The sequence below is a fragment of the Pseudomonas sp. TE3644 genome (genome assembly GCF_056278815.1).
Map to the genome: position 1 here is coordinate 1,104,492 of NZ_JBWBQF010000001.1, position 23,911 is coordinate 1,128,402.

The 23,911-nt window shown below is 59.7% G+C and carries 20 protein-coding genes, 1 other RNA gene and 1 pseudogene; 21 read left to right on the top strand and 1 reads right to left on the bottom strand.

Annotation, left to right across the window (positions count from 1 at the left end):
• Nucleotides 1–342 precede the first annotated feature (342 nt).
• From ACZ9GA_RS05030 to ACZ9GA_RS05055, 6 genes are all read left to right on the top strand, one after another.
• Nucleotides 343–1,002, top strand: a complete 660-nt coding sequence (locus tag ACZ9GA_RS05030) for a GntR family transcriptional regulator (RefSeq protein ID WP_457356788.1) — start codon at nt 343–345, stop codon at nt 1,000–1,002.
• Between the two features lie 2 nt (nt 1,003–1,004).
• On the top strand, nt 1,005–4,493 hold the full coding sequence (gene smc / locus ACZ9GA_RS05035) for a chromosome segregation protein SMC (protein ID WP_457356787.1): 3,489 nt from the start codon (nt 1,005–1,007) through the stop codon (nt 4,491–4,493).
• Between the two features lie 206 nt (nt 4,494–4,699).
• Nucleotides 4,700–5,590: a cell division protein ZipA gene (gene zipA / locus ACZ9GA_RS05040; protein ID WP_457356786.1), complete on the top strand. Its 891-nt coding sequence runs from the start codon at nt 4,700–4,702 to the stop codon at nt 5,588–5,590.
• 120 nt (nt 5,591–5,710) lie between these two features.
• Nucleotides 5,711–8,068, top strand: a complete 2,358-nt coding sequence (gene ligA / locus ACZ9GA_RS05045; protein WP_457356785.1) for an NAD-dependent DNA ligase LigA — start codon at nt 5,711–5,713, stop codon at nt 8,066–8,068.
• Nucleotides 8,069–8,234: 166 nt separating this feature from the next.
• A complete protein-coding gene (treS, locus tag ACZ9GA_RS05050; RefSeq protein ID WP_457356784.1) occupies nt 8,235–10,298 on the top strand; it encodes a maltose alpha-D-glucosyltransferase in 2,064 nt (687 codons plus the stop codon).
• 28 nt (nt 10,299–10,326) lie between these two features.
• Nucleotides 10,327–11,490, top strand: a complete 1,164-nt coding sequence (locus ACZ9GA_RS05055) for a zinc-binding metallopeptidase family protein (RefSeq protein WP_457356783.1) — start codon at nt 10,327–10,329, stop codon at nt 11,488–11,490.
• Nucleotides 11,491–11,598: 108 nt separating this feature from the next.
• Here the strand turns inward: ACZ9GA_RS05055 and ACZ9GA_RS05060 are convergent, their stop codons facing one another.
• Nucleotides 11,599–11,847, bottom strand: coding sequence for a hypothetical protein (locus tag ACZ9GA_RS05060; RefSeq protein ID WP_457356782.1), 249 nt, complete (start codon nt 11,845–11,847; stop codon nt 11,599–11,601).
• Between the two features lie 436 nt (nt 11,848–12,283).
• Between ACZ9GA_RS05060 and ffs the strand changes: the two genes are divergently transcribed.
• The 15 genes and pseudogenes from ffs (at nt 12,284) to ACZ9GA_RS05135 (ending at nt 23,858) form a co-directional block, all read left to right on the top strand.
• Nucleotides 12,284–12,380, top strand: an RNA gene (gene ffs, locus ACZ9GA_RS05065) — signal recognition particle sRNA small type.
• A 144-nt stretch (nt 12,381–12,524) separates the two neighbouring features.
• A pseudogene (locus ACZ9GA_RS05070) lies at nt 12,525–12,596 on the top strand (hypothetical protein); the annotation flags it as partial.
• Nucleotides 12,597–12,872: 276 nt separating this feature from the next.
• Nucleotides 12,873–13,886 carry a site-specific integrase gene (locus ACZ9GA_RS05075; protein WP_457363574.1) on the top strand — a complete coding sequence of 338 codons (1,014 nt, stop codon included), beginning with the start codon at nt 12,873–12,875 and terminating at the stop codon, nt 13,884–13,886.
• 178 nt (nt 13,887–14,064) lie between these two features.
• Complete coding sequence (locus ACZ9GA_RS05080) at nt 14,065–14,439, top strand: AAA family ATPase (RefSeq protein ID WP_457356781.1); 375 nt, start codon at nt 14,065–14,067, stop codon at nt 14,437–14,439.
• A gap of 186 nt (nt 14,440–14,625) precedes the next feature.
• Nucleotides 14,626–15,807, top strand: a complete 1,182-nt coding sequence (locus tag ACZ9GA_RS05085) for an ATP-dependent nuclease (protein ID WP_457356780.1) — start codon at nt 14,626–14,628, stop codon at nt 15,805–15,807.
• A 428-nt stretch (nt 15,808–16,235) separates the two neighbouring features.
• Complete coding sequence (locus ACZ9GA_RS05090; RefSeq protein ID WP_457356779.1) at nt 16,236–16,613, top strand: response regulator; 378 nt, start codon at nt 16,236–16,238, stop codon at nt 16,611–16,613.
• A 192-nt stretch (nt 16,614–16,805) separates the two neighbouring features.
• On the top strand, nt 16,806–17,267 hold the full coding sequence (locus ACZ9GA_RS05095) for an SRPBCC family protein (RefSeq protein WP_457356778.1): 462 nt from the start codon (nt 16,806–16,808) through the stop codon (nt 17,265–17,267).
• Nucleotides 17,268–18,070: 803 nt separating this feature from the next.
• Nucleotides 18,071–18,478 carry a Rha family transcriptional regulator gene (locus tag ACZ9GA_RS05100; RefSeq protein WP_457356777.1) on the top strand — a complete coding sequence of 136 codons (408 nt, stop codon included), beginning with the start codon at nt 18,071–18,073 and terminating at the stop codon, nt 18,476–18,478.
• A gap of 349 nt (nt 18,479–18,827) precedes the next feature.
• Nucleotides 18,828–19,268, top strand: a complete 441-nt coding sequence (locus ACZ9GA_RS05105; RefSeq protein WP_457356776.1) for a Rha family transcriptional regulator — start codon at nt 18,828–18,830, stop codon at nt 19,266–19,268.
• Between the two features lie 348 nt (nt 19,269–19,616).
• Nucleotides 19,617–20,261 (top strand): recombinase family protein, encoded by a 645-nt coding sequence (locus ACZ9GA_RS05110; protein ID WP_457356775.1) that lies wholly within the window; start codon nt 19,617–19,619, stop codon nt 20,259–20,261.
• A 117-nt stretch (nt 20,262–20,378) separates the two neighbouring features.
• On the top strand, nt 20,379–20,858 hold the full coding sequence (locus ACZ9GA_RS05115; protein ID WP_457356774.1) for a KilA-N domain-containing protein: 480 nt from the start codon (nt 20,379–20,381) through the stop codon (nt 20,856–20,858).
• Between the two features lie 37 nt (nt 20,859–20,895).
• Complete coding sequence (locus ACZ9GA_RS05120) at nt 20,896–21,378, top strand: hypothetical protein (protein WP_457356773.1); 483 nt, start codon at nt 20,896–20,898, stop codon at nt 21,376–21,378.
• Nucleotides 21,375–22,787, top strand: a complete 1,413-nt coding sequence (locus tag ACZ9GA_RS05125; protein WP_457356772.1) for a toprim domain-containing protein — start codon at nt 21,375–21,377, stop codon at nt 22,785–22,787. The genes ACZ9GA_RS05120 and ACZ9GA_RS05125 overlap by 4 nt, the downstream gene beginning before the upstream one ends.
• Nucleotides 22,788–23,137: 350 nt before the next feature.
• Nucleotides 23,138–23,506, top strand: coding sequence for a hypothetical protein (locus ACZ9GA_RS05130; RefSeq protein WP_457356771.1), 369 nt, complete (start codon nt 23,138–23,140; stop codon nt 23,504–23,506).
• Nucleotides 23,507–23,516: 10 nt separating this feature from the next.
• Complete coding sequence (locus tag ACZ9GA_RS05135; protein ID WP_457356770.1) at nt 23,517–23,858, top strand: hypothetical protein; 342 nt, start codon at nt 23,517–23,519, stop codon at nt 23,856–23,858.
• Nucleotides 23,859–23,911: the final 53 nt, after the last annotated feature.

Consider the following 23,911-nt stretch of genomic DNA (forward strand, 5'->3'; position numbering starts at 1 on the left):
GAAAGGCCTCACTGACGCATTTATTGTTGTTGACCGACGATGCTTTGAATTTAGCAGTTCTGACTTTGCGGTCAACACTTTTCTGACTCCAAAGTCAGGATTTCAGGCGAGCGGAAGCATTCACCCTGTAGCCGCTGCCGCCAGGCTGCGCTGGCCAGCATTGCAACGCTGTAATCCAGGGTGTACTCAAGGGCCAGCGCAGCCTGTCGGCAGCGGCTAAGGGTGTTCAGCCGATTTATTTGCTTATTCCATGCCAAAAGGCCATATCCCCCTCTGCGTTTCCAGGGGGCAAGTGCGCTACACTTCGCCGCTTGCCATGTCTGAAGAGTTTGAAGGACAACCATGACGTTCAAGGCGCCGGACAGCCTCTCCGAGCAAATCGCCGATTACCTGGCCGAACGCATCATTCAGGGTGAATTGGCCCCCGGTGAGCGCATCCAGGAACAGAAGGTCACTGCGGCCCTCAATGTCAGCCGTGGGTCGGTGCGCGAAGCGCTGCTGATCCTGGAACGGCGCCACCTGATCGCGATCCTGCCGCGTCGTGGTGCACACGTGACCGAACTCAGCGCCCATAAGGTGCAGAGCCTGTGCGCGCTGATGAGCGAGATGTATATCCTGCTCGGCAACGCCGTGGCCGTGCGCTGGCAGACCCAGGCGGACCTGGCGCCGTTCCTGGCCATCCAGCAGCGCCTGGGCGAAAGCATGGGGCGCCAGGACATCAAGGTGTTCGTTGAAGAAAGCTTCAATGTGATGCGCGCCGCGTTCCCGTTCGCCGACAACCCGTACCTTCAGGAAACCGTCGAGAACCTGCAGCCGGCCATGAGCCGCACCTATTACCTGGCGCTGGACCAGCGCAAGGCCACCATGAACGAATACCTGGCGCTGTTCGACAGCCTGTTGCAGGCCGTAGTGGCCCGTGACCTGCCGCGCATCCGCACGGTGCTGAGTGACTACACCCAGCGCAGTTGCCAGTTGGTGCTGGCCGCGTTGGCGGCAGGCTGACCATGCGTCTCAAGTGCATCAAGCTGGCGGGGTTCAAGTCGTTCGTCGACCCCACCACCGTGAACTTCCCCAGCAACATGGCGGCCGTGGTCGGCCCCAACGGCTGCGGCAAGTCCAACATCATCGACGCCGTGCGTTGGGTGATGGGCGAAAGCTCGGCCAAAAACCTGCGCGGCGAGTCGATGACCGACGTCATCTTCAACGGCTCCACCAGCCGCAAGCCGGTGAGCCAGGCCAGCATTGAGCTGGTGTTCGACAACAGCGACAGCACCCTGGTGGGCGAATACGCCGCCTACGCGGAAATTTCCATCCGCCGCAAAGTGACCCGCGACAGCCAGAACACCTATTTCCTCAACGGCACCAAGTGCCGCCGCAAGGACATCACCGACATCTTCCTGGGCACCGGCCTGGGGCCGCGCAGCTATTCCATCATCGAGCAGGGCATGATCAGCAAGCTGATCGAAGCCAAGCCTGAAGATCTGCGCAACTTCATCGAGGAAGCCGCCGGCATCTCCAAGTACAAGGAGCGCCGCCGCGAAACCGAGAACCGCATTCGCCGCACCCACGAAAACCTGGAGCGCCTGACCGACCTGCGCGAAGAGCTGGAACGCCAGCTCGAACGCCTGCACCGCCAGGCCCAGGCCGCCGAGAAGTATCAGGAATACAAAGCCGAGGAGCGCCAGCTCAAGGCGCAACTGTCGGCCTTGCGCTGGCAGGCCCTGAACGAGCAGGTGGCCCAGCGCGAAGCAGTCATCGGCACCCAGGAAGTCAGCTTCGAAGCCCTGGTGGCCGAGCAGCGCAACGCCGACGCGGCCATCGAGCGCTTGCGCGACGGCCACCACGACCTGTCCGAACGCTTCAACCTGGTGCAGGGCCGCTTCTATTCCGTGGGCGGCGACATCGCCCGCGTCGAGCAGAACATCCAGCACGGCCAGCAGCGCCTGCGCCAGTTGCAGGACGATCTGCGCGAAGCCGAACGCTCGCGCCAGGAAACCGAATCGCACCTGGGCCACGACCGCACTTTGCTGGCCACCCTGGGCGAAGAGCTGGAAATGCTGGCCCCCGAACAGGAAATGACCAGCGCCGCCGCCGAAGAGGCCGCCGCCGCCCTGGAAGAATCCGAAGCCACCATGCACGGCTGGCAGGAGCAGTGGGACGCCTTCAACACCCGCTCCGCCGAGCCGCGTCGCCAGGCCGAGGTGCAGCAGTCGCGCATCCAGCAACTGGACCAGTCCATGGAGCGCCTGGGCGAGCGCCAGCGCCGCCTCAGCGAAGAACGCATGCAACTGGCCGCCGACCCCGAGGACGCGGCCATCCTGGAGCTGGGCGAGCAACTGGCCGCCAGCGACATGCTGATCGAAGAGCTGCAGGCCGGTGAGGCCCAGCAGGTAGAGCGCCTGGAGCAGGTGCGCGAGCAGCTGCAACAGGCCACCCGCGAACAGCAGCAGGCCCAGGGCGAACTGCAACGACTCAACGGTCGCCTGGCGTCCCTGGAGGCTCTGCAGCAAGCCGCCCTGGACCCGGGCACCGGTACCGCCGAGTGGCTGCGCGACCAGCACCTGGACCAGCGCCCGCGCCTGGCCGAAGGCATGCGCGTGGAAGCCGGGTGGGAGCAGGCGGTGGAAACCGTGCTGGGCGCCGACCTGCAAGCGGTGCTGGTGGACGACTTCAATGGCCTGGCCCTGGACGCCTTCGAGCAGGGCGAGCTGCGCCTGCTCAGCAGTGCCGGGGCTGCGCCCAGCCTGGCCGGCAGCCTGCTGGACAAGGTCGACAGCCGCGTCGACCTCAGCCCCTGGCTGGGCCAGGTGCGCCCGGTGGAAACCCTGGACCAGGCCCTGGCCGGCCGCGCGCAATTGCAGCCGGGCCAAAGCCTGATCAGCCGCGACGGCTACTGGGTAGGCCGGCACTTTTTGCGCGTCAGCCGTGCCAGCGATGCCCAGGGCAGCGTGTTGGCCCGCGGTCAGGAACTGGAAAACCTGGGCCTTGAGCGCGACGAGCGCGAAGCGGCCCTGGCGGCCCTGGACGAACGCCTGGAGCACCTGCGCGAACAACAGGTGCAACAGGAAGAATCCCGCGAGCAGGTGCGCCGCCAACTGGCCGAAGAAGCGCGCCAGCAGGGCGAGCTCAAGGCGCGCCTGTCCGCCGGCCGCGCCAAGGCCGAGCAACTGGCCCTGCGCCGTCGCCGCTTGGACGAAGAGCTGGCCGAACTGGCCGAGCAGCGCGCCCTGGAAAGCGAGGAGCTGGGCGAGTCGCGCCTGCACCTGCAGGACGCCCTCGACGCCATGGCCCAGGACACCGAACAGCGCGAACTGCTGATGGCCCAGCGCGACAGCCTGCGCGAACGCCTCGACCAGGTGCGCCACGACGCCCGCCAGCACAAGGACCACGCCCACCAGCTGGCCGTGCGCCTGGGCTCGCTGCGCGCCCAGCACGATTCCACCCGCCAGGCGCTGGAGCGCCTGGAAATGCAGGCCGAGCGCCTGACCGAGAAGCGCGAACAGCTGTCGCTGAACCTGGAGGAGGGCGAGGCACCGCTGGAAGAGCTGCGCCTAAAGCTTGAAGAACTTCTGGAGCGGCGCATGGCCGTCGACGAAGAAATGCGCCAGGCGAAAATGGCCCTGGAGGACGCCGACAGCGAACTGCGCGACGCCGAGAAGCGCCGCACCCAGGCCGAGCAGCAGTCGCAGATGATCCGCGGCCAGCTGGAACAGCACCGCATGGAATGGCAGGGCCTGAGCGTCAAGCGCACCGCCCTGCAAGAACAATTGCACGAGGATGGCTACGACCTGCAAGGCGTGATCGCCACCCTCGACGCCCTGGCCAACGAAAAAGAGGCCGAGGAAGAGCTGGAACGCATCAACGGTCGCATCCAGCGCCTGGGCGCCATCAACCTGGCGGCCATCGATGAATACCAGCAGCAGTCCGAGCGCAAGCGCTACCTGGACGCCCAGAACGATGACCTGGTCGAAGCCCTGGACACCCTGGAAAACGTCATCCGCAAGATCGACAAGGAAACCCGCAACCGTTTCAAGGATACCTTTGATCAGATAAACGGCGGTTTGCAGGCCTTATTCCCAAAAGTTTTCGGTGGCGGCAGCGCTTACTTGGAACTGACGGGCGAAGATTTACTCGATACAGGGGTGACAATCATGGCGCGCCCCCCGGGCAAGAAGAACAGCACCATTCATTTGCTCTCCGGTGGAGAAAAAGCGCTGACGGCCCTGGCCCTGGTGTTCTCCATCTTTCAACTGAACCCGGCGCCGTTCTGCATGCTCGACGAAGTTGACGCGCCGCTGGATGACGCTAACGTAGGACGCTACGCACGTTTGGTGAAGGAGATGTCCCAAACCGTGCAATTCATCTACATCACCCACAACAAGATTGCCATGGAGATGGCCGATCAATTGATGGGCGTGACCATGCACGAGCCAGGCTGCTCGCGGCTGGTAGCGGTGGACGTAGAGGAGGCGATGGCGATGGTCGACGCCTGAGTCGCAAGCGAATTTGGACCGCTTGCACTTAATTGGCGTATCTGCTGCGACAGACGGTGTAAAGTTATCTTGGGTCGTGCTAGTTTATTGGACATATTTTCGTACGCGTGGGGAAAACGCCTGTCAGAACATAGAGTTGGCGCCACGTCTTAAAGGGGGTTCAAGCCCTTTATTTTTCAGCATTTTTTATAGAGGCACAGGATTAAATGGAAATCGGTCTGCGCGAGTGGCTGATCGTCATCGGCGTAATTGTCATCGCCGGTATTCTCTTCGACGGCTGGCGCCGCATGCGCGGCGGCAAGGGCAAGTTGAAATTCAGGCTCGACCGCAGCTTCTCCAACCTGCCGGACGAAGAGCACAGCGCTGAAGTGCTGGGCCCGTCGCGGGTGCTGGAAGAAGAGCACAAGGAGCCATCGCTGGACGAGCACGACCTGCCGTCCATGAGCGCCCCTGCGCGTGAGCCTGTGGCAAGCAAGCGCAACAAAAAGCAGGAACGCGAGCGTGAACGTGAGCGCGTGGCCGCCGAATCCACCCAGGGCGACCTGGCCCTGGAGCCTGCGCAGCCAAGTCTGTTCAGCGCCCGTGACGATGATTTCCCGGAAGACAAGGCCCCGGCCTTCACCGCCGCCGGCACCGCGCCGGCCGAGCACCGCGAAGTGCCGCAAGCCGAAGAAGTGCTGGTCATCAGCGTGATCTCGCGCTCCGAGGGCGGCTTCAAGGGCCCGGCCCTGCTGCAGAACATCCTGGAAAGCGGCCTGCGCTTTGGTGAGATGGACATCTTCCACCGTCACGAAAGCATGGCCGGCAACGGCGAAGTACTGTTCTCCATGGCCAATGCCGTCAAGCCCGGCATTTTCGACCTGGACGACATCGACCACTTCAGCACCCGTGCCGTCAGCTTCTTCCTGGGCCTGCCCGGCCCGCGCCACCCCAAGCAGGCCTTCGACGTCATGGTCGCCGCTGCCCGCAAGCTGGCGCACGAACTGGATGGCGAATTGAAAGACGACCAGCGCAGCGTGCTGACCGCCCAGACCATCGAACACTACCGCCAGCGTATTGTCGAATTTGAACGTCGGGCGTTGACGCAGAAGCGTTGAGATCGGTGGCCCTGCCCCTGTAGGAGCCGACCTTGGTCGCGATAGGGCACCACAACCCTATCGCCGAACACCTGAAGAGCAGCCCCGGCTGCTCTTTTGCTTTATACGAGAACACAGCACATGACCGCCGCCAACACCCGGATCCTCGAGCTGCGCACCGAACTGGACCAGCACAACTACCGCTACCACGTGCTCGACGAGCCGAGCATCCCGGACGCCGAATACGACCGCCTGTTCCGCGAACTCAAGGCGCTGGAAGCCGAGCACCCGGAGCTGGTGACCGCCGACTCGCCCACCCAGCGCGTCGGCAACGCCGCCCTGACCGCGTTCAGCCAGGTGCGTCACGAAATCCCCATGCTCAGCCTGGGCAACGCCTTCGAAGAAACCGACATGCACGAGTTCGACCGCCGGGTAACCGAAGGTCTGGACCTGCCGGTGGGCGACCTGTTCGGCGGCGGCGCGGCGGTGCAATACAGCTGCGAGCCCAAGCTCGACGGCCTGGCCGTGAGCCTGCTGTACCAGGACGGCCTGCTGGTGCGCGGCGCCACCCGTGGCGACGGCACCACCGGCGAAGACATCAGCGTCAATGTGCGCACCATCCGCAACGTGCCGCTCAAGCTGCACGGCGAGGGCTGGCCGGCCACCCTGGAAGTGCGCGGCGAAGTATTCATGTCCAAGGCCGGTTTCGAACGCCTCAACGAAGCGCAGATGGAGGCGGGCGGCAAGACCTTCGCCAACCCGCGCAACGCCGCGGCCGGCAGCCTGCGCCAGCTGGATTCGAAAATCACCGCCAGCCGGCCGCTGGAGTTCTGCTGCTACGGCCTGGGCCAGGTCTCGGAAAACATCGCCGAGACCCACATCGGCAACCTGGAAAAACTCAAGGCCTGGGGCATGCCCATCAGCCGTGAGCTGAAGCTGGCCAACGGCATTGAAGAATGCCTGGCCTACTACCGCGACATCGGCGAGCGCCGCAACGCCCTGGCCTATGAAATCGACGGCGTGGTGTTCAAGGTCAACAGCCTGGCCAGCCAGCGCGAACTGGGCTTCCGCGCCCGTGAGCCGCGCTGGGCCATTGCGCACAAATTCCCGGCCATGGAAGAGCTGACCGAGCTGCTGGACGTGGAATTCCAGGTCGGCCGTACCGGCGCCGTGACTCCCGTAGCGCGCCTGAAGCCGGTGAAAGTGGCCGGCGTTACGGTGGCCAACGCCACCCTGCACAACATGGATGAAGTGGCGCGCCTGGGCCTGATGATCGGCGACACGGTGATCATCCGCCGCGCCGGTGACGTCATTCCGCAAGTGATGCAAGTGGTCACCGAGCGCCGCCCGGCCGATGCCCGCCCGGTGCACATCCCGGAAACCTGCCCGGTGTGCGGCTCCCACGTGGAGCGCACGCAGCTGGTCAAGCGCAGCAAGGGCAAGGAAACCGTCAGCGAAGGCGCCGTGTACCGCTGCGTCGGCCGCCTGGCCTGCGGTGCGCAGCTCAAGCAGGCGATTATTCACTTCGTCTCGCGTCGCGCCATGGACATTGAAGGCCTGGGTGAGAAAAGCGTCGAGCAGTTGGTGGACGAGGGCCTGGTCGGCTCGCCAGCCGACCTTTATACCTTGGGCTTCGAGCAGATCGTCGACCTGGAAGGCTTCGCCGAGGTGTCCAGCAACAAGCTGCTGGAAGCCATCGCTGCCAGCAAGCGCCCAACCCTGGCGCGCTTCATCTTCGCCCTGGGCATCCCTGACGTGGGCGAGGAAACCGCCAAGGTACTGGCCCGCTCGCTGGGGTCGCTGGAGCGCATCATGGTGGCCTTGCCCCAGGTGCTCACCTACTTGCCGGATATCGGTCTGGAAGTGGCCTACGAAATCCACAGCTTCTTCGAAGACCCGCACAACCGCACCGTCATAGGCCAGTTGCTGGAGCGTGGCCTGGAGCCTCAGGACCAGGGCGACGTACACGCCGAGTTCGCCGCCAGCACCACCCTGGCCGGTCTGATCGCCAAGCTGGACATCAGCTCGGTAGGCCCTACCGGCGCCGAGAAGCTGGTGAGCAAGCTGGGCAGCCTGGACAAGATCATCGCCGCCGACGGCATCGACCTGCGCCAGGCCCTGGCGGCCAAGCAGGCGGACGCCGTGCGCGAATACTTCCTGGTGCCGGAAAACGCCCAGCGCGCCTTGGCCGTCGAACAGCAACTGCAAGCCTTCGGCATGCACTGGGGCAGCGAGAAAAAAGTCATCGAAGGTCTGCCGCTGACTGGCCAGACCTGGGTGCTGACCGGCAGCCTGGAGCGCATGAGCCGCGACGTGGGCAAGGAGAAACTGGAAAGCCTGGGGGCGAAGGTAGCGGGCTCGGTGTCGGCCAAGACCCATTGCGTGGTGGCGGGGCCGGGGGCTGGGTCCAAACTGACCAAGGCTAACGAACTGGGGATCAAGGTGCTGGACGAAGATGCCTTCGTTGCCTTCCTGGAAGGGCACGGCATGACCGTCTGACGGTGGTGTGGCTATCGCGACCAAGGTCGGCTCCTACAACGACCGCGTAGGAGCCGACCTTGGTCGCGATAGCCGCACCTCGGTCTCCCGCCCCACACAGTTTTTATGCAACGATCCCAGCGCAGTGCACTCATAAGGAAATGCCAAAAACCAGCAGGGATCCCCCATGTCAAAGCCGGACAAGGACACCATTCAATGGCTCGTGGACCAGTCCATGCTCCACGCGGCCAAGCAACGCGCCATCACCTACGCCGGCCAAGCCCGGCTGTGGCAGCGCCCCTTCGCCGAAGCCCGCCCGCGCGACGCCTCGGCCATTGCCTCGGTGTGGTTCACCGCCTACCCAGCCTCCATCGTCACCCGTGACGGCGGCTCGGTGCTGCAGGCCCTGGGCGATGAAACCCTGTGGCACGCGCTGTCCGAGATCGGCATCCAGGGCATCCACAACGGCCCGCTGAAACTCTCCGGTGGCCTGCGCGGCCGCGACCGCACCCCCAGCGTCGACGGCAACTTCGACCGCATGAGCTTCGACATCGACCCGGCCCTGGGCACCGAAACCGAAATGCTCGGCCTCAGCCGCATCGCCGCCGCCCACAACGCCATCGTCATCGACGACGCCATCCCCTCGCACACCGGCAAGGGCGCCGACTTCCGCCTGGCCGAGCGCGCCCACGCCGACTATCCCGGCCTGTACCACATGGTCGAAATCAAGGAAGAAGACTGGCCGCTGCTGCCCGAGGTGGAGGAGGGCCGCGACGCTCGCAACCTGCCGCCGGAAACCGTCGACCTGCTCAAGGCCAAGCACTACATCGTCGGCCAGTTGCAGCGAGTGATCTTCTTCGAGCCCGGCGTCAAGGAAACCGACTGGAGCGTCACCCCGGTGATCGTCGGCGTCGACGGCAAGGCGCGGCGCTGGGTGTACCTGCACTACTTCAAGGAAGGCCAGCCATCGCTGAACTGGCTGGACCCCACCTTCGCCGCCCAGCAGATGATCATCGGCGATGCCCTGCACTCTATAGACGTAATGGGCGCGCGCATTCTGCGCCTGGACGCCAACGGCTTCCTGGGTGTGGAGCGCCGCGCCGAAGGCAACGCCTGGTCGGAGAGCCACCCGCTGTCGGTCAACGGCAACCAGTTGCTGGCCGGTACCATCCGCAAGGCCGGCGGCTTCAGCTTCCAGGAGCTGAACCTGACCATCGACGACATCGCCGCCATGTCCAAGGGCGGCGCCGACCTGTCCTACGACTTCATTACCCGCCCGGCCTACCAGCACGCGCTGCTGACCGGCAACACCGAATTCCTGCGGCTGATGCTGCGCCAAGTGCACCACTTCGGCATCGACCCGGCGTCGCTGATCCACGCCTTGCAGAACCACGACGAGCTGACCCTGGAGCTGGTGCACTTCTGGACCCTGCACGCCCACGACACCTACCTCTACCAGGGCCAGACCTTCCCCGGCAACATCCTGCGCGAGCACATCCGTGAAGAGATGTACGAGCGCCTGGCCGGTGAACACGCGCCTTACAACCTCAAGTTCGTCACCAACGGGGTGTCCTGCACCACGGCCAGCATCATCACCGCCGCGCTGGGCATCCGCGACCTGGACGCCATCACCACCGAGGACGTGCGCAAGATTCAGCACATCCACCTGCTGCTGGTGATGTACAACGCCATGCAGCCCGGCGTGTTCGCCCTGTCGGGCTGGGACCTGGTGGGCGCCTTGCCGCTGCCGGCCGAACAGGTAGCGCACCTGATGCAGGACGGCGATACCCGCTGGATTCACCGCGGCGCCTACGACCTGGTCGATCTGGACCCTGATGCCGAACTGTCCGCTGGCGGCATGCCACGGCCGAAAACCCTGTATGGCAGCCTCACCCGTCAGTTGCAGCAGCCGGATTCTTTCGCTACCCAGCTGAAGAAAATCCTCGCCGTGCGCCGCGCCTACGACATCGCCGCCAGCCGCCAGATTTTGATCCCCGATGTGGAGCATCCCGGCCTGCTGGTGCTGGTGCATGAACTGCCCGCCGGCAAGGGCACGCAGATCACTGCCCTGAACTTCAGCGCCGATGCGTTGGTGGAAACCCTGCACCTGCCGGGCATTGCCCCGGGCCCGGTGGTGGACATCATCAACGAACGCGTGGAAGGCGACCTGACCGAGAGCGGCGACTTCACCATCACCCTTGACCCCTACGAAGGCCTGGCGCTGCGCGTGGTCAGCAGCACGCCGCAGTAGTTATCCCTGTCACCCTTGGAGTACGTGCATGTATCGCTTTTTCGAGCAGTTGAGCACCCGCATTGCCGCGCCCTTCAAGGCGCAGGAAAACCGTCACAGCAAGGTATGGCAATGCCAGTGCGGGCAATCGGTGTTCTTTCGCAACAGCCAGTGCCTGGCCTGCACGGCAGCGCTGGGGTTCTGGCCTGACCTGAACCTGCTGTCGTCGCTGCAGGCAGGCCCCCAGGAAGGCAGCTGGCAATTGGACGCCGACCTCGAAGCCGGCCTGTTCCGCCGCTGCGCCAACCTTGACACCCCGGCTGCGTGCAACTGGTTGCTGCCGGCCGACAGCCCCGAGACCTTCTGCGTGTCCTGTGCGCTGAACCGCACCATCCCCGACCTGTCCGTGCCGGAGAACCCCGAGCGCTGGCGCAAAGTGGAAACCGCCAAGCGGCGCATGGTCTCGCAACTGATCAACCTGGGCCTGCCCGTGGTGCCCAAGGTGCAGGATGAAGACACCGGCCTGGCCTTCGACTTCATCGGCATTGACCTTGAAGGCAACGCCCCCATGACCGGCCACGCCAATGGCCTGATCACCCTGGACATCAAGGAGGCCGACGACGCCCACCGGGAAAAAGTGCGGGTGATGATGCGCGAACCCTACCGCACCTTGCTCGGCCACTTCCGCCACGAAGTGGGCCACTACTACTGGGACCGCCTGGTTGCCGACAGCCACTGGCTGGGTGAATTCCGCCACCTGTTCGGCGACGAAACCCAGAGCTACGCCGATGCCCTGCAACGCCACTATGACCAGGGTGCGCCGCTGGACTGGCAACAGAGCTACGTCAGTGCCTACGCCACCATGCACCCTTGGGAGGACTGGGCCGAAACCTGGGCCCACTACCTGCACATGATGGACGCCGTCGACACCGCACTGGGGTTCGGCATGAGCGCCCGCGACATGGACCTGGACTACCAGCCGTTTCCGCTGGACACCCTCTACGATCCGCAGCACGCCAGCGGGCCGGCGTTTCTGGCGTTCGTCAACAACTGGATCGAATTGGCGGGCATGCTCAATGAGCTGTCGCACAGCATGGGGCAGCCGGATTTCTACCCGTTTGTGCTGCCGCAGGCGGTGATTGCCAAGCTGCACTTTATTCATCTGGTGATCCAGGAGGCGGGCGGCAGGGCGGATGAAGTGTTACAGGTGTGACGCCACTTTATCTGTAGCCGCTGCCGCCAGGCTGCGCTGGCCCTCAGATACACTGACAATCTCCAGCGAAGCGCAGGCCCAGCGCAGCCTCCGGCAGCGGCTACGTCCTTACACCACCGTCAAGTCTGGCCGGCAGGGCAAGCGCCGTTGCGGCCCATCCCCATCCACCACGCGCCGCTCGATCGCGCCCATCACGGCGCAGCCATCCTCCAGCAATACCTGGGCGGCGCGGGCGAGGAGGCGGTAATCGCATTCGTCGGCGCCTTCCAGGCTGGCCAATACGTGGCGGGCGAGGTTGAGGCGTTGGTCGGCAAAGCTGAAGATATCGCCAAGCGCAGCATCGGTATCGAGATGCACAACGGGTCGTGGTGCGGTAGAAGAGGGTAAAGCAGTAAAACGTGAATCCATGATTGAAACTCCCATGCAGTTGTCAGGAGCCGCCAGCATTCACTTCCACATGAAGGGTGGCAGCTGTACACAGGTGTGGAAGACCGGGCATAGGCCGGCACACCCGAAGGTGTCCTGCATACAGCCGCCATAGGCGAACGCGTCCATCCCACAGGATGGGATAGCCATTCGAAGGCTGTACGCTATGCCCGGGCTTCCACACCCGCTCCGCTGATTTTGCAGCGAAGCGCGGACTATAAGCCCTCGTTGCCATCCCCGCAATCCACCCCGCCGACAAGTGCTTGAACCGCTTAAGAATTTTTTCCTGCAATCAATGGTTGTATCTTCGCTCAAGACCGGTACAATGGCCCCGCTCGCTGTTAGGCGAGTGTTGTTATGGTGACCCCATCGGTCCCCCCGCAACGATTACCCGTTAACCTGGTCAGGCCCGGAAGGGAGCAGCCACAGCGGGAACATTGTGTGCCGGGGTGTGGCTGGTGGGGTTGCCTCCATTCGTCTTAAGCTCCTGATTTTAAACGACTTTTCGCTCTTTCACCGCGTGGTGATCCAAAGAGTGATCCATCGTGTCTCATATCCCGTCCTACCTTTGGTTGTCTCGACACTCGGTTTTCTACTTCCGAATCGTCGTGCCCGATGTCATTCGTCCTTTCTTTCCTAAGCGTGAAATCCGAAGATCGTTGCAGACCCGCTGCAAGCGCGAAGCGTTGATCCGTGGGCGTGAACTGCTGGCTCAAACCCAGCGACTCTTCACCCAGGCGTTTAGAGGCACCCGTCCCTCCGTTGAGTGTCTCGGTGGTTCCTGGGAGGCTGGCGGAAGGCGGTTGGCTAGTTGGGCGTCCTGGTTGCGAAGTGAGCCTGAGGTCATTGTCTCGGTGCCCCCAGGTGACCACCTTCCTGTGGTCCCAGTGTGCGCCCCGTTGATGCCCCAAGAGCCCAGCTCTGCGGTTGCGGAAAGCGAGTCCTCCAAGAGCTTCATGGAGGTGGTAGATGAGCATATTGCTGCGCAGCAACGTGAAGGCGTTTCCAAGAAGGCGCTGGACGATAAGCGGGCTGTCGCATTGTTGCTGACCCGAGTTGTGGGCGACAAGGCGATCAATGCAGTGACGCGGAAGGACGCTCACCAGTTCAGAGAGACCTCCCTCAAGCTGCCTCCGCGTCTCTATCAACTACCCGAGATGCCTCTGGAGGAAATCATTGCGAAGGCCAAGACGACTATCAGCGTGACAACCTTTAACAACTACGTGAAGAACCTCACCACGTTCTTCAGCTATGCGGTGCGAGAGGGCTACTGCGCCCGCAATCCGTTCGATGGGATGCGTGTGAAGCAGCGCAGAAAAGTGAGCGAGGAGCGGAGTATTTTTACTTCTGGTGACCTCGCTAGGCTATTCACTTCGGACAGTTACGCACTTAAGAATTCTCCTCGTCCGCATCAATACTGGTTGCCGCTAATGGGGCTATATACCGGTGCTAGGCTCAATGAGCTTTGCCAGTTGTACCTGGACGACATCGTGGTTGTGAACGGAATCGACTGCATCCACATTCGTGCCACGCGGGAGGATCAAAAGCTGAAGACTATTTCGTCTGAGCGATTGGTGCCTATCCACTCTCAGCTGACGGCGCTCGGGTTTAATGAGTATGTCAGTCAGCAGCGTGCGCTTGGAGGTGCCCGATTGTTTCCGGAGCTAAGTCTGCATAAAAAGCATGGGTACAGTGCCGTGGCGTCTAAGTGGTTTGCGCGGCTACGGGAACGGCTAGGGTTCAAGGGGGAGGGCGTGCAGAAGGATTTCCACAGCTTTCGTCATACTTTCGCGGATCACTTGAAGCAAAAGGGCGTTGCGGAGTCGCTGGTGGGTGGAATACTGGGGCATCAGGCTGAAGGCATTACGTTTAGCCGGTATGGGAAGGACTTTCGTCCTGAGGTCTTGGCGCCTGTCGTGGAAATGGTGAGCCTATTGTTTTTTTCGGCTCAGGTTCAAAGCTGTAGCTGACGTGTGTGGAGTGGAGGTCTACAAGCGGCAGGTTTTGAGGATGTTCGAATGAGGGGTTGGCAGGGTGATCTGCACTAGTGATGTCTCATTGACATCTTTTATAGGGCGGGTGATGCTCATAATGCCCATAGGTATGCGGTCATGGGTAGCACTACTCCCATACGATCAAGGATGCATCATGGCCAAAAAACAACCTGTTCTCGAAATTGTCGCCCTCACTGCGGATGGCGCACCTCGTCCAAGGCTTCACAAGCTAATCATTCAAAATTTCCGTTCCATCGGAAATACTCCTGTGGAAATCGAGCTAGACGACATTGTCGTGCTGGTGGGAGCCAATAACGCCGGAAAAAGCAGCATTCTCCGCGCATATGAGATCGTCATGTCGCACGGCTCGAAAGATGGGCAGTTGTCAATTCATGATTTTCCCAACGGTGTAGTCGATAGAGAGAAACAGCCAACCATCGAGTTGCAAACTGTAGTGTTCAATAATGCACCGGGAGAGCGTTGGCTCCATCCTATGGCAAACGGTGAGTACTTAATTCGTGAGCGCTGAATATGGGACAGTCCCACTAAAGATCCTGTCCGCCAGGGCTTTGATATTCAAAAGGGGGGGTGGGATTCCCAAGTTCCTTGGGGGGCGCCAAATATCGCCAATGCCAAACGACCTAGGCCTCATAGGATTGATGCTTTTGCATCCCCAGATAAGCAGGCGGGTGAAATCGTTGCGCTTATTACCTCATTGCTGAAAGAAAGGCTTCAGGAAATCAAAACGGATCCTGAGCAAGAGTTTTCGGATTACGAGATTGTTATTGACAAGATTCGCGAACTTCAGACGAAGGCGGTTGCGGCGACCATTGAGGAAGTGGCTTCGATTGAGGCTGAAATTACCAAATACCTAGATCGCCTTTTTCCTAATCATCATGTGAAATTTGATGCGAAGCCGGAGTTAGATATTGACAAGGCATATACCCCGTTCAAGACAACGGCTGATTTGTTGATGGGGCCTAAGGATGGCTATCTTTCCGGTATCGCTCATCAGGGCAGTGGCGCCCGGAGAACTCTTTTGTGGGCTGCCTTGAAGTATCTGTCTGAATGCAAGGATAGCGACGGCGCAAGGCCGCATGTGTTGTTGCTGGACGAGCCAGAAATCTGCCTGCATCCATCGGCTATTCGGGAGGCGCGGGCTGTGCTGTATGACCTTCCGCAGTCAGGTAATTGGCAAGTTATGATAACGTCTCACTCCCCTATTTTTATCGATTTGTCAAAAGATAACACCACTATCGTACGTGTCTATCGTGGTGAGGGGCAGGATGTCGAAAGTACAACCCTTTACCGACCGTCACGGGCCAAGCTTGACCCAGATGATCGAAAAAATCTCAAGATGCTGAATGTCTGTGATCCTTATGTTAACGAGTTCTTTTTTGGGGGGCGCCAAATTATCGTTGAAGGGGATACTGAATACACGGCATTCTCAATAATTCGAGATATGTTCATCGATGAGTACAAGGATGTGCAAATTATACGCGCACGTGGTAAGGGGATTATTCCGAGTGTGGCTAAAGTTTTGCTACAGTTCTCGAAGCAATTTACGATCCTCCATGATACCGATGCTCCGCTTACGGCTAAGGGGAAAGGTAATCCAGCTTGGGGGATGAATAAAACTATCGCATCCGTTCTTGGGCTCGATAACGCTCAAGGAAGAGTGCGTTTGGTGGCCTGCAAAACTTGCTTCGAAACAGCACTATTTGGTAAGGAGGAAAAGGATGAGAAGCCTTACAGGGCGTTCTTGCGAATTCAGAGTGATCAAGAGTCTGCGCTAAAAGTAAAGGGCCTACTCGATTATCTCTTGGATACAGCAAATGCTCGCCCCGACAATTGCATAGAATGGACAGCGATCGAGGAGTTGGGTGAGGTAGGCTAGTTTCATTTAAAGCCTACTGGTATGTTCACCGAGGATCGCCCGTGGGACCACAATAGGATCACCCAGCCGTGATCCGGGGCTTCGTCACGTTCACTCGTGATGCCGGACTTGTGCCGGACTGTGGGCATCCTCGCTGCGTCTGATCATGGACTTGTATCCGTGTGATGACCACCAGGACCGCAGGCCACTCTACACCACCGATGATGGGGGGTAGGGGGGCATACTGGGGCTCCTGCTGGTCGATCATGGATACAGCCCTTAGGGGCATCTCTAAGGTGTCTCTATGGTGATGGCCATCATCCATCACCCCTCAGGCATAGCTTCTAGGCGCATAGCCCGATACCGGTGCTTGGAACGGGGCCCGGCATTTATGTGGACCTCAACAGTCAACAGTGAAACACTCGCCCTTCACTTCTGAGGGGCAGCCCATGGAAATTGCTGACCGTGTGCCGCTCCAGATGTTTGGAGAGGTGGTGGTAGTTGAAGATGATTCCACTCTGCGAGAACTCATAGCTGAAATTGTGGGTGACTTCGGTGGCGCGTGTCGTGCTTTCGCTACTTGCGATGAAGCTCTAACCTACTTGGCTACTGACCCGCCATGTGGTGTTGTCATATCTGACCACGGCGTCCCAGGTTGTCTACAAGGCTTCGATTTCCTCATGATCGTGCAGGCAAGATGGCCGCTGGTCCGCTGTGTGCTGACCTCTGGCTATGACATGTCCGAGTACGCGATACCCAAACATTGGACCTACCTTGCCAAACCGTGGACGGTAGCGACTCTCCTAGCCTGCCTTGAGGGCACATGAGTCCGCCTATGGGGCTTACTCAATGCCGCTGCTTAGAACAGGTCATCATGTGCTCCTGCTTCATCCTGTTCGTGGAGGCTCAGGATGGACGCATGCATCCAGACCTCACTCCCGCTCCCAGCCATCAGGCCCTATCTCGGCGCTGCCGAGAGAACACAGCCCTACTAGTCCCCTGAGAGAAGGACGGAACCTTTGGCCTCAATCAATCACTCCGCCATCCTGAGCACCGAGCCGCTTACGGTATGGCATCTTCTACGGCAGTTCGGCGCAATCAGTACGTGGCACCCGGAAGTCCGCTTATGCGTTATCGCGGGAGGTGAGGACACGGGTGATGGGGGATCAGTCAGGACGCTGTACCTCGTCAACGGTGAGGTCCTCCGTGAACGACTCCATTCAATCGACAATAACGAAATGACCCTGTCCTACGGTCTCACAGGTCCAAACATGCTGGTATCCAGCTTCAGTGCCTCGCTCAGGGTCAGCTGGGCGGAACAGGGTTCACAAACCTTGCTGGAGTGGAATGCACACGTTGTCAGTGATGATGAGGGGCTGGAGGCACCGTATGAGTCGCAAGTTGGAGAGTTCGTGTTGAGTGCCATGGATGGGCTGGCGGAGCACTTGGGCGTGAGTATTCGGCTGGATGTTGAGCTATAGCAGCGCCACATCCGCGCCTGGCGGCTTCACTGTTCTGGCGCAATTAGCGCCTGATGAAAGGGCCCATTAAGAGACCCAAGAAAGGTGCAAAAGGTCAGCTCATCCACGTACATCCGGGGCATGCCTTCCGTGGTGCGGACTACATCCGCAGGAATTGCTGAGGGAGTGGTACCTTCCCCGACTGATCCCTCATAAGTGATCCCTGGCATTCCAGGTATCCCTGCCCTCGACGATTTAGTGAGGGGAATCGCCATCACTAAAACTATGGATTCCAGGGTTTTAGTTGAAACTTCCCGTGGCCGTAATAGCGGCACCTGGGGCCAACCTAAGCTGGTTGTGTGTTCGCCCGCTGGCTGGATGCCCGCTTTGCCGTGGTTTTCGACATGGCGATTGACGACATCCTCCGGGGCAACGCTGAGCTGGTTATCACGAAGCCCGCGCAGTCTGCCGTAGCGGCCGCCTCGCAGTCTTATCTGGAATCAGTTGGGCAACTCCTGGGGCTCGCTTCCTGAGAACGAATCCTTAACCTGGATTATCTCGGAAAGTATCTGACTACGATTCAGCGGGAAGTGGGTTGCTCCCCTGGTCGGCACTACAGGCACCGTTTAGAGGCGAGTGGTTGTTCAGTAGGTCGAAGGACTATCTCAAGGCCCTTCACGAAGTGATCCCCGTGATTCCGGGTATCACTGCCCAGCGTGGTTACAGCAAGTCTTTGGACTCGGGCTCCGGCAATCCCGGTGGGCCACATTCGGATTACTGAGCCGCCAGTGCGGCCACTCAACGAAATCAAAAGGACACGTAGCATGAACGCAGTAGCCACCACCATCACCGAAGACACCGTAACGATGACCAGCCTGGAACTGGTGGAGATGATTAATGCCACCCGTGAGCCGGGTAAGGCTGCGCTCGCGCATAAACACCTACTAGCCAAAATCCCCAAGGTACTGGGTGAAGGAACGTCAGCCGAATTTTTGGCTCACGTTCCAGTGCCGGGGCCGAAGGGCGCAGTACGCCAATCGCCCATCTACCGGCTGCCCAAGCGCGAAGCCTGCCTGGTTGCGATGAGCTACAGCTACGAACTCCAGGCGCGGGTCTATGACCGCATGGTGGAGCTTGAAGCGGCCATCCAGAAGCCCGCGCTGCCCAACTTCATGGACCCTGCTGAGGCCGCAATCGCCTGGGCCCGTGGATGGTCCATATTTGGGCCATGATTTCCGTATACAAATGGTCGGCTTTTCCGACCTTTAGCGGCCCCGCTCCAAAATAGTTTTCCGAAAAAATTTGAGAGCCCACCTCGAAAGTGACTCGCCCGTGATACCCCCCGTAGCCCCCAGCGAGCCCTGGAAGCGGGACCCTTGAGCCTTCGCCCAAGAATCCCTTGGCGCACCTCATAACTCACCTGACTACGCCCGGCTCGACCGCCAGCGTTGATGGTCATCACTCAAAATCCCAAGCCTCATTGGCAAACCTTCTGGAACCACGCCCAGGCCCCGTAGCGGGGACTTGGTGCTGGGCTGTGGAGGTCGGCTAGAAGGTTTCCCAATAAGGAATCGCTACACCATGAACATCGAACACATCGCCGCAGGCGCCACACTGACCACCATCAGCGGAATGCCTGCGATGTCGTCCCAGGAGATTGCTGAGGTTACCGGGCGACAACACAAAAACGTCCTCCGCGATATCCGCAGGATGCTGGGCCAGTTGGCTGAGGCTGAGGGACACCCCGGCTCAGATTTGAGCTCGGGTCCGAAGTGGGTTGAGACCCACATGCCTGATGCCCAGGGACAACTGCGACCTGTCTTGTTGCTGGACAAGGAACTCACCTTCACGCTGCTAGCGGGGTACAGCTATGCCCTGAGCAACCTTATTGTGAAGCGGTGGCTGGAATTGGAGGGCTGTGGCTTCCTCCGTGTCTCCGTGCCAGACGCAGTGGCTCATCTGGTCGAGCGCGAGAAGGATGTCCGCAGGATAGCTCTGCGGGAGCTTCGGCGGCTGCGCTGACTAGCCGGAGCGTGTGAGCTAAATTTTCAGCCCACATCCCCCTCACCGAGATCCGGTGAATTAAGCGGCTGCGCACCGGCTCAATGGGGCTTAGTCACTGGAATTCCAGTGATTAAATCGCTGTTGATGCGTGATGAGCCACGAAGGAGCCGAACAATACCCGGGAGGGACGAGGGCTAAACCATCGGATTCCGATGAATAAGACCCGTACGTTCCCTTCAGTTCGGAATGGGTATGCCTTTACGGAACCAGCGAGGGTGGTTCGATAGGTGGTTCGATAATTGATGGTTGACCAATCAAAACGAACCAGTATTATGCGAACCATCCAAAGCGAACCGGAGCTGTCCCATGTACATCCGCGCCTACCTCCGCGCCTCAACCCAAGATCAGGATGCTCAGCGCGCCCGAACAGACCTCGAAGCGTTCACCCAGGAGCGCGGTTTGCGCATCGCAGCCTGGTACGCAGAGAACGAATCGGGGGCCAATCTCAAGCGCCCCGAGCTGTTCCGCTTGTTGGCGGATAGTCACCCTGGAGACGTGCTCTTGATTGAACAGGTGGACCGCCTTTCGCGCCTCAATGCCGAAGACTGGGACCGCCTGAAATCTGAGCTGCTGAGCCGCAAGATTCGTGTGGTGGCCCTCGACCTGCCGACCTCTCACATGATGGTGAAGGCGGAGGACGAGATGACCATGCGGATGATGGATGCTTTGAATTCAATGATGCTGGACATGCTGGCCGCCATCGCCCGCAAGGACTATGACGACAGACGCCGTAGGACCACTCAGGGCATCCAGCAGGCCAAAGAGCGAGACAAGCTCAAGCCCAAGGAGGAGCGCAGTTACAAAGGGCGCCCAGCCAACGAGGAGAGGAATCAGGCGATCTTGGCGATGTTGGACAGGGGGAGTTCCTGGTCCGAGGTCTGCAAGGCTACACGCGCATCACGGAGCACCCTGCTGAGGCTCGTGAAGGCCCGCCAAAACGCTGAAGCGTAAGCGTTCGACTATCTGTTTTTGCACGGGCCCAACCTCGCGGGCCCACATAGATTTCGCCGGGTCAGGGCCCACAGTCGAATACACGAGCCGTCTTGGCTCCCGACTGAGGACCGTACTATGTTCGATATCCAACACATCAACCGTTCCATCTCCGCAAACTCCGCTTGGGCTGGCTTCCAGTTCACCATGCGCGGTGACGGCTACTTCAACATGAGCGCAGCCGCCCAGCACTTCCGTAAGGACCTGAGCAACTTCGTCCGCTCCAAAAGCACGGCGAAATATATCGAAGCCCTGAAAGAGCTTGGAGCTCTGGAGCACCCGGCCTTCGAGGTCGTACCTGGCAATCGTTACGTGGCCGGGCGGGGCACCTGGGGACATCCCGAGTTGCTCATCGAGTTCGCCCGTTGGCTGGACATCGGCTTCGCAGTGTTCTGCGACTTGCTCATCAGCGACATCCTCCTCGGCAATGCGGAGCTCACTGTGATCAAGCCAGAGAAGAGCAAGATGCTTCGCTTCCCTACAACTGACTATGCCGATTCAGTAGAGCGCCTGCTGAGGGAGCTGAAGCAGCATCCAACACCCCTCTCGCACCAGTGAAGGTACACTCCACGCACAATTCGCAAGGAGATATCAGATGTACGCCATCATCTTCCGCCTGGACGCGGATTCCCTTGAGCTGCATCCGGGTGCCGCTTCCGAAGCCGTAGAGGCGCTTCTTGCCTCTCATGGACTCGCTAAGCAAACACCCGGCTTCCATATGGGCGGGACATCCATTTCTCCCGTCCACTGCGTCCTTGCCATCCAAGCTATCTGTGAAGCTCTACCTTGGTTTGTTGCGTGTGTGAAAGACCTACGGCTGCTTCGGATTGGGGCTGTGGAAAGTCTGATCCCAGTACTACATGCACCCCACAAGCAGTCGGACAGTTCCGTGCGAAAGCGTTGGGACATCGCTGTGGAAGTCAACGGCGAGCGCCACGAGCTGCCGTATGAGGCCAGACCTTTAGAGGAGGAGTTGACCTCCGCGCTAGCCCGCTTATTCGCCAAGTACGGACTGGTCTTCCAAGAGAACATGACAGCAGTTCGTGACTGTGTGCTATTGGATGGTTCGGAGCGGTGACTGTGCTGCTTTCAGGGGAGTGCAAGGAACTCACGAAGCGCAGAATCAAGCTGGAGACATGCCGGAAATTTGGATACTTCATTGCGGAGTTTCCGACTAAGGCCGTTCAGGTTGCTCCGTACTTCGACCGCCACGGTGTGATGGTCGCTCAGAAACTGCGGGATCAGCACAAGGAGTTCACCACGCTGGGAGACGCCTCCCTGCATCGGATGTTTGGGCAGAACCTGTGGGCTCCCGGTGGCTTCAGGGTAATCATCACGGAGGGAGAGCTGGACGCAATGTCTGTCTCCCAGGCACAGAACAACCTGTGGGCAGTGGTGTCGCTGCCAAGAGGCCCTGAGCACGCAGCGATAGCGATCCAGTGGAACCTCCGCTACCTGGAGACCTTCCAGGAAGTAGTTCTGATGTTTGATATGGACGAAGCCGGGCATAGCGCTGTGGAGGAGTGTGCACCACTCTTCACGCCAGGTAAGTGCAAGATCGCCAAGCTTCCTATGAAGGACGCCAACGAGTTGCTAGTAGCTGGCCGGGAGAGCGACATTCTCACCGCTATCGCCGAAGCGCGTCCCTACCGGGCGGACTCTATCGTAAACGTCCGAGACCTCCGCGAAGAGATTCGCAAGGCCGTGGTCATGGGCTTGCCGTGGTTCCTTGATCCAGTCACCCAACTCACCTATGGACGCCGCTATGGCGAAGTCTACGGGCTGGGCGCGGGTACTGGTGTGGGCAAGACCGACTTCCTCACGCAGCAAATCGCCTACGACATCCAAGTCCTGGGCGAGCGTGTGGGCACCATTTTCCTAGAGCAGAAACCGACCGAGACCGCCAAGCGTGTGGCCGGGAAGATCGCCGGGAAACGCTTCCACGTTCCCAAGGAAACCGCTGGCTGGACCGATGAGGAACTGGATGCAGCCGTAGATGCACTGGGCGAAAACCTGGTCATGTACGACGCATTTGGTGAAACCGAGTGGGACATCGTGAAGCGCAAGGTGCGCTACATGGCCGTCTCTGAGGGTATCAAGCTTATCTACATCGACCACCTCACTGCGATGGCTGACACCGCAGATGAGAAGGGCTCACTTGAGCAGATCATGAAAGAGATGGCGGGCCTGGCGAACGAGCTGGGAATCATCATCACGTTCATCTCCCACCTGACCACCCCCGAGGGTAAACCCCATGAGGAAGGCGGGCGGGTCCGCTTGGCAGACTTCCCTTTCCGGAGGGCCTCAGCTGTGGCTGCCTGCACCCTCCTGCTGGCCCTGGAGCGGAATATCCAGGCAACGAGCGCTGAGGTGCGAGAGAGAGTAGGGCTGAGGGTGCTTCTAGATCGCGGCGTGGGAGCGGCTGTGGGCTCTGTGATACCGCTGATACTCCGCAGTAATGATGGACGGTTTGAGTGTTGTGTTTAAGATTTTTTTTGGGTGTGAAGTTGTTTGATGAGTTCCATATATGTGAACTTATCAAAAATGGAAGTGATGTGGGTATTATATAGGTATCACACGAAGTAGGGGGCTTGCAACAAGTCCCCCTCTGTTTTGTAGACTTTCCTCCAGTCAATAGCGCAAAGCTGTGGAGGGAAGATGTTAGTGGTGGAATTGGCGTTTCCATATTTTCGACTGGGCAAGCTTGAAGGCTTTGTGGAACGGGTGCGCCCGTCCAAGCGCGGTAGTTGGTTTTCAATCGACGTAATTTCCCGAGCGACCTTGATTGGTGTCGCCTGGTGGTGCGTGACTATTAATACAGTTGTGGAGTAGGCCATATGAAGCCACAAGATATGGATCTACGGTTTTGCTACACGGGCGGTGTTGTTGATTTGCGGGGATTTTTTGGTGACACCAAAGCCCCTTTCATGCGCACCTTCGATTGGCAGCCGAAGGGCGGTGCCAAGCGCAAACCGTATCCTGACGCATCAGCCTTGCTGGCCAAGGCAATTACTGTCAGCCAGCTGTATCGAGATGTCGAAGATCCTCTGGATTTTCTGGGGAGCTGCAAAACAGCTTGGGAAGCGGAGGTCAGCGAGCACTTAGTCGAGATACTCCGTCACCTGCGGCACATCCAACATATTCACCAAGGTATTACTTCTGCGACTGAAGCAGAAAATTTGTACCTGATTGATAGGGATAAATGAAGGTTTAACTATGAACATGTCTATGAGTGTGACAATGGGTGTAGAGGGTTTCATTGGAGATGATGCCGATGAGAGCGGTGTTGATTCGCTTCCAGGGTGGATTACCAGCTTTCAGCTAGCGGAGGTCCTGGGAATTGGTCGAAAAAGAATGGGGGAGTTGGTTGGTCTTTACTATTCTGAAGGTTTTGGGGCGCCCAGCGCTTATATTGATGTTCAAGGCAAGGAGGTTTGTTATGAGCTGGGCCCTAAAACCTCTGTAGCTATTGTGGATTGGTACGCGAGCGCCATGAAGGATATTTGGCACCGAGAGCTTAAAAGAAAAATCGACTCGGTAAATAACGTGCCGGCATGAGTTTGCCCCTGTAATGGGGGCTTCTAAATTTTGCATCATGAGAGGAACTAATG